We start from the raw sequence: 12,904 nt of genomic DNA, 5'->3' as shown, positions 1-12,904 counted from the left end.
TTTGAAGATTGTAAAAGGGGGAAATGTATTATTTGGAGCTTCATCTGTATTACAGTATATGGATATTTAGGTATAAATAAATGGTTTGTTTTTGAATTATTTTATAAGTTTATAGTGTTACTACTTTTTAAAATAAACCATCCCTTAAATGACTGACAATAAAACAATAATTAGTCTACTACTTTCTCTTTTTACTATTCTTCCACTTGCTGCACAAAACACTAGTCAGTTTGAGGAATTAGTCGAAATTAAGTCTATTTCACCTTCAGATGCCAATTACCAAGACCTCCAATTTTTGAAAAAAGAAATTGGAGAAACTAGAGTTGTAGCTTTGGGAGAGGCTCAACACGATTTTGGAGAATTGTATGAAGCAAAAACGCGTGTCGTTCAATTTCTACATGAAGAAATGGATTTTGACCTTATCCTCTTTGAAAGTGGTTTTTATGATCTGAAGAAAGCGCATGAAGCAATACAAAATGGCGAAAGTGCCAAACTGCATTTAGGCAATTCTATATTTCCAATATGGACACTTAGAAAGGAGTTTCATCCCTTCATAAACTATGTAGCTTCACATAAGGATTCTTTGGGAGTTTTGGGTTTCGATTCGCAGGCTATCGGAGATGATTACATTACAGATTTTGAAGAAGATATTCTCCGATTGATAGGTGATGATAGTGAAAATGTATTTTATGATTGGCTTGAATTTGTGGAAGTGATCTCTGAATTCAATTTCCCTGATGATTTAGTATCACATCTCTATTTTCAGAAAATCAATACTCAGATAAAGAATCGAATCCAAGAAAACGCAGTTGCTACAAAGGCAGAAAAAGACTTTTATATTCATCTTCTAGATAATCTGAGTCTGATGGCAAAAGATTATTACAAGAATAGAACGGGAGATAAAACAGCAGAAACATTCCAAGCTGAAGATAATAATGTTCGAGATCGTTTGATGGCTGAAAATACTTTATTTTGGCTCAACAGATATCCTAACAAAAAAGTAATCTTATGGGGTGCAACAGCACATGTAGCAAATCAAGTTGGTGATTTAGATGAAGAAGAATTTAAAACGTTTAAACCAATGGGCTATCATTTGAATGAAAGCTTAGGCGAAGAAAATATTTTCACCATTGGATTTACGGGTTTTACGACAGATTCTACATGTGCTTCATCTCCTACTTCCTTAGAAGCAAAGTTTACAAAAGAAGGTAAGAAAGCTGTATATCTATCTGCCAAAGACTTTAAACCTTTTAACTCTCATGCCTTAAGTCTATTTGACCCTAATTTTGAAGGGAAGTGGGAAAATGTAGTAGATGGATTGATTCTGATTGATACGCTTACCAGAGCAACTGTATCTTCAATTGAGCTTACGGTTGATACGCCAAAAGATGCTGGAAGTGAAAAAGTAACCGCTTCAAATGTTGAAAGTGTAGAGGTGAAATCAGATACGGCTCGTTATGTGATTTTTAATCGAGAAGATGAGTCTTTAGTTAAGCTAAAAGGGAAAATTAGAGATAAAAATTCAAAAGAAGGAATTCCTTATATCAATATTGGAATCCCAAATACTTTGCTAGGAACTTCTACAAATACCAAAGGAGAATATGTGTTACAGCTACCTAAAGGTGAGAATAGAACAATCCGAATTTCTTCTATCGGTTATATGCCATTAGAGTTGAGCGTAAAGCAGTTTAAAGAAAATCCTGTAATTGAACTAGAACCAAGTATTCGTGAATTAACTGAAATTACGGTTACGGATAAGCCACTGACAGCAAAGGCAATCATGAAGCAAGTCATAAAGAATATTCCGAATAACTTTATTCAGACACCTTTTAGTCAAAGTAAAATTATACGATTTAGGGGATGGGTTGATAGCCTTACTTTTAAACAAAGAGAAGTTCTTTTTAATGATTATGATTTAAATGGTTATCAAAAAGCAAAAGTTCATGCTGGAGGGAAAAAAAGGTCTATAACTGTCAAACAATCACGAATAGCTGATGTACCAAAAGGGCGTGACTTTACTAATTTAGCATTTGAAAACGATTCTCGTGATTTTTCATGGGCGTGGATGTTCTATGATGCTGTTGATGCTCAGAAAAGAAATTTCTTGAATAAGGCTAATCTTCGAAAATATGATTTTGAGCTAGAAGAAATCATAGAATCTGAAGATGGAGAGTTACAATATCTTATATTATTCAAGACTGATGCTAAAAGTATACGAACTACAAACTTATTAGGCGTTAAAGAATTACGAGGTAGCATTTTGATAAATGCGTCTGATTTTGGGATTGAGCGTGTAGAATATTTAGCCTTTGTGGATAAGGCTTACCGTATGTGGGGAAATGTGTTAAATCGTAAAGAGCTGAGTGATATTGTTTTTTATAAGAAAGTAGTAACCACTTATAAGAAAGTAGGAAATCATTATTTTTTAGATCATAAACTATTTCAAACCAATTTCGATAAACATTTACCAATTCATATTTTTCATGAAATCATAGGTTTAGATGTTCAAGTTGGAGAAAAAGATAGTGTGATAATCAATCAACGTAAGGTTTATCCTCAAGAGGAATACAACCCAAAAGATTGGGAGCATTTGCCTTCAAAATAGATATTAAAATAAAGTCCTCTCAAATGATATTTGGAGGACTTTTATTTTTACACTATTCTCATTTTAAAAATCAAGGGTGCCCTATGTTTTTAGGGTTATCGATTGAAACTTTATAGGACACACCTTAATTTTTGACTATGCCACTAGTCTATTTTAGGTATCAGTTACCACTCAAAAACCTAATATTGAATTGTCTTAATGTTGAAGGTATAGACCTTTAATTGACAACTAATTTTTGGTTGTATATCTCATTATTAGTTATGACGTGTACAATATATACCCCTTTTACTAATTGCTTAGAGAATGTGATTTTGATCAGGTGATCATTGAGTTGATTTTTGCTAAATCTTACCTTTTGGCCTTTCATATCTACAATTTCAATGTTGGTTGTAGTACTTAAGGCATTCATTTGGATTATAAAACTGTTACCTTCTGATGGATTAGGGTAGAGTTTAAACTCGGTGTCACTTAAAACATTGTCGTTTGAAGTAAGGCGCAAAGTTTTTACACTTAATACACTACTTGAAACAGAGATATTTCCCGCTTGGTCTTTGGCTACTACCGTAAAATTGTAGTTAGTATTTGCGGTTAATCCTGTGATTGAAATACTCGTTTCAGCTGTTGTACCAACCGCTATTCCATCTTGAAGAACTTCATATTCAGTGACCGCAATATTATCGGTAGAAGCATCCCAAGTTAAAGTCAGACTCGTTTCTGTAATTTCACTAGTACGAAGATTTGTTGGAGCTGAAGGTGCTTGTGTGTCTTTTGCAACTTCTGTCGTGACGGTTAAAGATTCACTTTCTGAAGAGGCATTAGCTGTGGCATCTTTAGCTACTACCGTAAAATTGTAGCTAGTATTAGCAGTTAATCCTGTAATTGTAATATTCGTTTCAGCCGTTGTGATAACGACAACTCCATCTTGACGAACTTCATATTCAGTGACCGCAATATTATCGGTAGAAGCATCCCAAGTTAAAGTCAAACTCGTTTCAGTAATTTCACTAGCACTAAGGTTTGTCGGAGTTGAAGGAGCTTCAGTATCTTCTGATTCTTTTGTTGTAACGGTTAAAGATTCACTTTCTGAAGAAAGATTTCCTGACGCATCTTTGGCTATGACTGTAAAAGTATAACTAGTATTTAGCGTTAGTCCTGTGATTGAAATACGTGTTTGATTTGTTGTCGCAACTGATTGACCGTCTTGGTAAATCTCATATTCGGTGACTGCTACATTGTCTGTAGAAGCCTCCCAACTCAATGTCAAACTCGTACCCGAAATATTATTAGCTGAAAGTCCTGTTGGTGTTGACGGAGATTCTGTATCAGGTTCAGCAGGAATTTCGGTTCCATATACTTCAAGCTCAAATAAGCTATAACCATAGATTGTACCTCTTGCTGTTCCGTAAACTCTTACATATTGCCCTCTAGCAGAAAAGTTGATTTCATCCATTCCACCATTGCTGTTTTCTTCAGTAAAAACGTTGGTCCAATTGTTTGCGTCGGAAGAAATTTGAATTTCGTATGCTTTTCCGTAAGCTCCTTCCCAGTATAATACAACTTGATCAATGTCATAAGTTTTACCTAGATCAACATAAATCCACTGAGGGTCTTCAAATTCACTTGACCATCTTGTTGATAAGCTTCCATCTACGGCATTATTTCCTACGGTTCCGCCATTTTCGATACTGCTGACCATCACTTGTTTATTCAAAGCTAAATTGGCTCTGCTTACCGTAATGGTAGTTGTTTTTTCAATATCTCCACTTGTAGCTGTAACAGTAAATGTGCCTAATGTATTGGCTTGGTAAAAACCATTTTCATCAATTGTACCACCATCAATGCTCCATGTGATCGGGGCATCCATATTTTCCCCAAATTGATCTTTTCCGTCTGCGGTGAATTGTAATGTTGTTCCTATGACAACATTTGGGTTAGTAGGAGTGATGATTAATTCGCGTAGTTCAGATTCACCTAAAACCTTAATTTGCGTTGTCCCAGAAATGTTTCCTTCACTTGCAGTAACGGTAAAAATCCCTGTTGTAGTGGCTGTAAAAAGTCCATTTTCATCAATGTTTCCACCTCCGTCTATAGACCAAACAGGATTAACTGTAATCTCATCCCCAAATTGATCAAAGCCTTGTGCTGTAAATTGTAGTGTTTGTCCATTGTCAATACTAGCTAAAGAAGGTGTGACTTCAAGACTTGATACTTCAGGAGTTTCTGTTCCAGCTATATGTTCGAAAGTGATTTTACCAAGATTGAAACCGCCATTATCCATATAGATTTGGAGGATATGCTCTCCCGATTTTAAGTTGATATTTTCCACGGTTTTGGTTGCCCAATTATCCCAATCAGCACTTGAATTGAGGTAGATATCATCACTGATTTTTACTCCATCTATCTTAAAATGGAATGGTCCTTCTTGAGCATTATTACCATTTGAAAAACGGATATTTGCCTTATACTCGCCTTGTTGTTGGATATTCACTGTATATTCTAACCATTCACCTGCTTCAATCCAACCGACTGTAGCTCCCTCACCATTTGTGATTGAAGCATCTACAGCTTCTTCTGGTCGATAGCCGCCTTCATTCCAAGTTGTTACATCGACATACGTGATACCTTGCCCTTTAGCGCCTTCAAAAGTATCATAATTTCCTGTTTCGATGGTTCCTGGCAAATTAACAGGAGTACCTCCATATGCCTGTTGTGTACCCACTAATACACGAATAAAGTTAGACATATTTATAGTTGATTCATTGATTGCTTTTGCATGAAATGCCAAATAGCCTGCAGTTAACTGATCTACAGTAATGGTATACGGTGCTTCTGTTACTGTTCCAATCAATTGACCATCTTGATAAAATTCGACACTGTTTACATCACCAATAACAGTTGCGTTTAAAGTTACTGAACCTCCTACAGCTACTTCTATTTCATCTGCTGTGATATTAATGGTATTTGATGCATCTCTGCTAGTCGCCCTAGCATAAGCAGGAACTTCTAGTTGATATCCATCAGAAAAATGTACAGTTATCGGTTCGTTTCCATAATTGTGAGCCGTATAGGTTTTTTCTCCATCTTTGTTAAATACGGCCGTTATTGGATAATCTGCTGTTATACTTGGATCAACTTGTCCTAATGCGACCATCGTATGTAACCAATGGTAGGTTTGAGCATCCGAAATACCAAATTTCAAGCTTCTTTCAGTATAGTTATTATACAAATCCAAAGCATACTCGGCATCTAAGAAAGAGATAAATTTCCAATACGTATCATACCACAAGTTATCGTTTGGTACATTATCTAATATCTCTGTTTTTGCAGTCATTCCATTCCATACTTTTTGGATATAATCTGTATTGTGACCTAAGTATAATGAACCACTATGAATAGGGTAAAGCTGAATGCCGTAAGATGCTGCGATATCTGTTGTCCACCAAGTTCCATTATCATAGCCTGCCCCCCAAACTCTAGCAACCATTTCATGGATGTATTCTGGTTGAAATACACGTTCATTTTGGTCAAACCAATATTCATTGACAGACGATTGTTCGGTGACGTATAAATAAATACCCAAATCACGAATTTCCGTATTGCCTGTAACGGTACCCCAATGGATCAGAGAAGAATTGAATTGCATAGATTCAGAAGTAGACTCTTGATCATTTCCAAAAGGCTCTGATGCCATACCGTTTGCCCAACTGTGCCCTGCATAAGGACTGAAATTTCTTAGGAAAGGAAACATTTGCTCATCTCTTGTCGGATTTGCGGCATCTTTTACCAATAAGTTGATCATATCGCCCCATTTTTCAGCCCAACCTGGGTAATATTGTTCTAATACGGCAGCCGAATGAATGAAATAGCCCCAATGGAAATGATGGTCATTCAAATTGGAATCTTGGCGGTGACCTGCAGGGTATCCGATCAAAGCATTCCATTCATCTATGTAATAGAATAAAAATGCGATTTCTCCTCCTTCTGCCGAAAGCCAGTCTTCCAAACGTTCTCTGACAGTTGAAAGTAATTCATCACGTGCTTCGGTAAACCCTAATTGATCGGCTATACGTGCTGTCTGTACCAAACGATTCATGCTCTGACCTTCATTGTAAGAGTCTGTCCAAGTAGACAAACCTTCAGATTTCATCGCATCAATCTTATCAAATAACTCTGCTGGGTTATAACTATCACTGTATTTTGCTACATCTGGCATAGCAGGTAAAATACCACTAAACCTCAGTTCTGTTGAGAAAGTGTTAGATGCTATCATTTTCAATTCTCCACGAACAGTAGCATACGAATAAGCTGTTGGTTGTGCTGATTCGGCTGTCAAATGTCCCCAATGATGTGGTAGAATACCCCAAAATACAGTATCGTTATTCCCTTCTTTTACTTCTGGTGTAATCGTATAATCAGTAGTGACTATCCCCGTATTTTGATCATATGACCAATCCACTTTTGATGAGGCAGGGAAAACAAAAGCATAAGGCTCAAAAAGGGAAATAGCCTCGGTGGTAGACATGCCTTCAGGAATCAATACCATGGACCAATAGTTTTGTCCGTTAAGGTCAGAGGTGAAATCACCATTAGTACCTTCCCAAGTAGATCCTGTGGGCGCGAAAACAATAAAGTTTCCACCATTGTAACCATTTTCAATAATGATTTTATTGCCATCAGCATATGAGTCTTCACCATGAAAACCAACTAAAATATGCGCTAGGTCATTATCTCCTTTTGTGAAATAGGAGAAGGGCATACCATGTCCTAATAGGGCATTGAAGCTATTGTTTCCATTTTCCCAAGAAAAGGTTACTGTCCAATCGCCAAAGTCTGACAGCGTAGAGTTCGGGGCTTGTAAGTCTTTTACGCCTACTCTTACCGCTTCTACATCACTCATTGGTTCACGATATTCTATTGGACTTCCCGCTCTAGGCTTTGTTAAGTTAACTACTAAACCCTCTGCCTTCGATAAATATGATAAGGGATAATTAAAAGCCTGTCCTCCGTGAGCTTCCTTTACAAAATTGGAAAACCAGTCGTTGGTAGGAACGGCTTTGTTTGCTGCTTCTCCACTTAAATATGGTGTTCCGCTAGGGTAAGAATTTCGACCAGCCTGATCTACACCCGGAAATTGTGTTGTATAACTTCCATTACCGATAGGTACAAATTGTGCACTTGAAGGTAAACATACTTGGAATACAAATATGGATAGAAGAATTAGTTTTAGTCTGTTGATTTGCTCAATCATATCTGTAAATGTTAAAAAAGAATGAAACCTCTCATAGAATTAGAAAGGGATCAAATACGAAGTAGTAGAACTGATGCGGTGATTTCTTCTGAGAAAAATTGGTGAGCTTACCTTATGCAACTCAAAAAAATGATGACCAGATCATGTTCTTCAAAGTCTCTGAGAGCAAGGTTAATTATAAATGTTTTTTAAACACTAAATAACGAAGTGATAAACATACCTCAAGAGAAATATACTTTACATCAAAGTCTCAACAGTACTGTTTATTTATCTTATTTATAGCTTGTTAGCTAGACAAAAAAGTTAGGCTGATTTTTTAAGATTGATTAAGGTGAAAAGGCTAAAGATTTATTATTCGGATGTGATAGGTGAAGCGTGAAAGAGTAATTTTTCCACCTATATTTATTTAATTTTCTTCAGAAAAGAACTGTTGATCGCTATGTTATATTTGCGTTGGAAAGCAAAAAAGTCCTCTCAAAAATGTTGGGAGGACTTCTATTTATACTAATTCGGTTTCCGCTTCCATTAAGCTATAGTCGATTCGTTTTGGTTTATTATTTTCATCAAGGCAGGCGAAGACGAATTCACTTTCAATGGCTTTTTCCCTTTTACGGCTGTACATATCTTCTACATAAATTTCCATCTGCACTTTCAGCTTTACTGCTCCAGCATCTATCACTTTTCCGACAACCTCTACGATGGAATCTTGTGTCACAGCTTTTAAGAATTTAATATCACCTGTTTTTACCGTAAACATTCGCTGTCTAGTAAAACGTGTAGCAGTAATATAGGCTACTTCGTCCATCCATTGCATCGCTTTTCCTCCAAATAAAGTTTCATTTGCATTGAGTGTATTTGGGAATACGGCCTTGAATTGTCTTGTTTCGCTTTGTTTGATTAGTTCTTCTAACATTCGTTTAGTCACTTTTACAAAGCTAAAATTAATGCAATTATTTGAAGGATGATAATCTAAGTTGGCTCTTTTGTCATTAAACTATTTTTCCTTTAAGGTCTTGAATCTTTAAAGTCTTCTTATGTTTCTTGATGATTGAAGTTGTAAATTGAGATATGAGACATTTTTTCTATGGAAATACGAATAGAAAGTTGATAGGGGTTTCTGTTATTTTCCATCTGTTATTTGATATATTTTTTTCAATAGTATTAGGTGTGATAATTTCCGATCAAGGATTGATGATTTTACTGATTATTTACGTTAAGCTATTGCTCTATTTTATTTCTTGGGGATTAGTAATTGTATTTTCTAAGCCAATACAAAAAGTTAAGTATGTCTTTGTACTGATGTTTCTAACTGAATATCTCTCAACAATAATATTTTATCTATTGACCAAAGAAAGTCCTGTGCCAGCTCTTTTGTCGGTTTTATATGTTCATTTGGATTGGGCTGTTTTTTCAGTGACTTTATTCCCTATAATTTTATCAAATGGAATGACGTATTATCTTTTTAAGAAAGAATTTTTGAATTTTTAAGCGTAAAAAATGATGATAGGTTTAGTCCTAAGAAAATTGGGTTTCAATAAAAAAAGAACCTTTAAAAGGATGTAGAGATCCTTCAAAGGTTCTTAAGTTTTTCTCCGATTGGAGATTTTTTTGGATGGTGGATGATCTTAAAAATTAAGCTACATTTCCTCCCGTTTTCAATTTCATTCGGTCAATGATCACAACCATTACAGGAAGTACGATCAAGGTTAGGAAGGTAGCGAACGTAAGTCCAAAGATGACAGTCCAAGCAAGTGGTCCCCAGAATGCCTGAGATTCGGCACCTGTGTAGAAGTTAAAATCATAATCTTGCATAAACTGTACAAAATCTATGTTCATCCCGACAGCCATTGGGAACAAGCCCAAAATTGTAGTGATTGCAGTCAGAAGTACAGGTATCAAACGTGTTTTACCAGCTTCGGCAATGGTTTTTGAAAGTAATTCTTTGGTCATTACCTCACCTTCTTTCATATTCATCATGACCTCTTTCTTTTTCATATCTGCAAAGTCAATCAATACGATAGCGTTGTTTACTACAACCCCTGCCAATGAGATAATACCCATCATGGTCATCAAGACTACGAAGTCCATTTCAAAGATGATTAGACCAAGGAATACTCCAATTGTACTCAACACAATAGAGGCCATAATGATCAATGGAGCAGTGATTTTATTGAATTGGAATACGATAATACCAAAGATCAAGAATACGGCGATCATCAAGGCTTGCATTAAGAAGGCCATCTCTTCAGCTTGCTCTTTTTGCTCACCACCAAAGTTTACATGATAGCCATTCGGAATATCTAGCGTTGGTAAAAGTGCTGCAATTTGGTTATTCACAGCTGTTGCGTTGTAACCTGGCAATACGTTAGATGAAATGGATAATACCCTCTGTTGTTGCTTACGGCTGATCATACCGAATGTAGAACTCAGCTCGAAGTCTGCCACAGCAGAAACAGGGATTTGCATCACTTCACCTTTGTTATTTTTCAATGTTAGAATCTTATTTTTCAAAGCTTCAGCATTGTAACGATAGTCTTCTGTAAAACGAACTTTGATATCCCAGTCATCATTACGGTCTTTGTATTTACCAATGATTTTACCGAAAATAGCCGTACGAATTTCATCTCCAATCTGTGCAGTTGACAATCCGTAGAAAGCCGCTTTCTCTCTATCAATCTTGATTTGATATTCAGGTTTTGTGAGTTCTAAGTCACTTGATAGCGTTTCAATACCTTCAATACCAGATTCCTTAATGGCTTCGATAAGCATGTTACCTGCTTGCATCAGACCATCAAAGTCATAACCTGAAATTTCGATTTGAATAGGTTTACCTACTGGAGGTCCTACGTTGTTTTTATCAACTTTGATCACAACTCCAGGCTCATCAGAGATCGCATCACGAATTCTTTTAAGAATGGCGTAAGTGTCTACACCAATACGGTCTTCAAAATCAATGAATTCTACTTTTACGATACCTTCATGGTATGTACCAGCTCCTTTTGCTTTAATCTCTCCGTTCGGGTCACTAGAACCAATACCAGCAGATGTTACGACAGATTTTACGTATTTGACATCATCTCCGAGTACATCATAAACTTGATTTTCAAGTCTAACGGTTGTTTCAATTGTTTTTCCTAAGTCTGTACCAATCGGATACTCGACCATCACATATACATTGGAAGGAATGTTTTGTGGGAAGAATAAGACTTGTGGACTAAATACTTTAAACAACATAATAGAGACAACAAGCAATGAAACTGTACCTCCTAAGAAGAAGTAAGGATTCTTTCCTCTCAAGGCAAAGTTTACACTCGCTTCATATGCATTCTCCATTCTTGGTAAAACGTGTTTCTGGAACTTGCTAGCAAGAGGAGAAAGTACAAATGTATCTAGTGCGATCAGTGTACCAAAAATACCAATCAAATTACCTGACACTCGATTACCAGTAAGAAGTAAAACTACACCTACAATAATGAATGCTCCTGAAGTCATGAGTACTCGCTTGTAGTTTACTTTTTCTTCACCATCTTCTTCTTTCATGAAATAAGCAATGAAAGTAGGGTTGATGACAAGAGCTACAAACAATGAACTTGACAATACAATAGCGATAGTAATCGGTAGGTTTTTGAAGAATTCACCCATCATACCCGGCCATAAAGCAAGTGGCAAGAAGGCTGCAACCGTAGTGGCTGTTGATGCAATAATTGGCCATGCAATTTCACCAGCACCATAAATTGTAGCTTTGATAGGAGAATATCCTTCTCTTACTAATCGGTAAACGTTTTCTACCAATACAATACCATTATCTACCAACATACCCAGTGCCATGACAAGACCAAAGAGTACCATGGTATTCAGTGTAATCCCGAAGATGTTCATGACTACAAATGAAAGTAGCATTGACATCGGGATGGCTAAACCTACGAACATCGCGTTTCTTGTATTCATGAAGAATAAAAGAACGATGATCACGAGTAGCATACCTGTGATAATGTTGTTTTCAAGCTCTCTAAGTGAATCTTTTGTCTGTTTGGATTGATCACCAGTTAACGTAATAATCAAGTCATCTGGAAAAGTAGATGCTTTCATATCCTCGATAACTTCGACCATATCTTCGGTAGTGCTCAAAAGGTTATATCCACTACGTTTGATGATATCTAGCGTTACTGTTTCTTTCGCATTGATTCTTGAATAAGATTCTTGGTCAATGAACGTATAATCTACAGAACCGATATCACGTAGGTAAACGGGCTTTCCTTCTTCGACTTTGATAATGATGTTTTCCATTTTTACAGGATCAGGGAATTCTCCCAAAACCCTTACAGAACGTCTTGTTCCGTTTGAAATAATATCACCACCAGAAATATTGATGTGTTCGTTGCTTACTGCTGTTTTGATGTCGTTGAACGTGATGTTACGAGCATCCATTTCGTAAGGGTCGATATTGATATGTACTTCTCGGTCATCAATACCTTTTATCTGACCTTCAGAAACGGCAGGGTAGCGTTCAGCTTCTTCCTTCAGTAATTCGGCGTAATGACGAAGCTCTACAATGGTATATGGGCCAGAGAATGAAACGTTCAATACAGGAATTTCTGAAAGGTCAATTTCTTTTACCAAAGGATCTTCAGGAAGGTCTGAAGGTAGGAAAGAAGAGGCTCTATCTACCGCATTTTTTGCACGGAAAACAGCGTCATCTGTCTCTACATCCATATCGAATTGAATGGTAATAGCTGAGAATCCATCTACAGAACTAGAGGTCAACTCATCAATTCCTTCTTCTTTCTTTAATTCTTTTTCCAAGACACGAGTAATCAACTGCTCAATTTCTACAGGAGAGTTACCCGGATATGGCGTACCTACATATACGGTAGGTACAGAAACTTCTGGGAAGTTTTCTTTAGGCAAAGAACTGTATGAAATAAATCCGAAGATGACAATCATTACAGTCAGTACATAGACCGTAGTACGGTTTTTTACCGCAAAGGTCGATGCCCCGAATTCTTTTAAAATTTTATTCTTATTGTCCATTGAAGTATGTCTTTTAGTTG

Annotated in this window: 4 protein-coding genes; 1 reads left to right on the top strand and 3 read right to left on the bottom strand. The window is 36.5% G+C overall.

Features of this window, described 5'->3' with window-relative positions; translation table 11 throughout:
* The first annotated feature begins 148 nt into the window (after nucleotides 1–148).
* The gene (locus BC781_RS03065; RefSeq protein WP_109615777.1) at nucleotides 149–2,605 is read left to right on the top strand and encodes an erythromycin esterase family protein; all 2,457 of its coding nucleotides are present in this window, start codon (nucleotides 149–151) and stop codon (nucleotides 2,603–2,605) included.
* Nucleotides 2,606–2,822: 217 nt separating this feature from the next.
* Here BC781_RS03065 and BC781_RS03060 read toward each other — a convergent pair whose 3' ends face one another.
* From BC781_RS03060 to BC781_RS03045, 3 genes are all read right to left on the bottom strand, one after another.
* On the bottom strand, nucleotides 2,823–7,853 hold the full coding sequence (locus BC781_RS03060; protein ID WP_109615776.1) for a glycosyl hydrolase: 5,031 nt from the start codon (nucleotides 7,851–7,853) through the stop codon (nucleotides 2,823–2,825).
* 499 nt (nucleotides 7,854–8,352) lie between these two features.
* Nucleotides 8,353–8,766, bottom strand: a complete 414-nt coding sequence (locus tag BC781_RS03055; protein ID WP_109615775.1) for an acyl-CoA thioesterase — start codon at nucleotides 8,764–8,766, stop codon at nucleotides 8,353–8,355.
* 719 nt (nucleotides 8,767–9,485) lie between these two features.
* Nucleotides 9,486–12,884: an efflux RND transporter permease subunit gene (locus BC781_RS03045; protein WP_109615773.1), complete on the bottom strand. Its 3,399-nt coding sequence runs from the start codon at nucleotides 12,882–12,884 to the stop codon at nucleotides 9,486–9,488.
* Nucleotides 12,885–12,904 lie beyond the last annotated feature (20 nt).

It is taken from the genome of Sediminitomix flava, assembly GCF_003149185.1.
In the GTDB taxonomy this organism is placed as follows: Bacteria; Bacteroidota; Bacteroidia; order Cytophagales; family Flammeovirgaceae; genus Sediminitomix; species Sediminitomix flava.
Note: the sequence above shows the minus strand (reverse complement) of the source record. Positions and strands in the feature narration are given on the sequence as shown.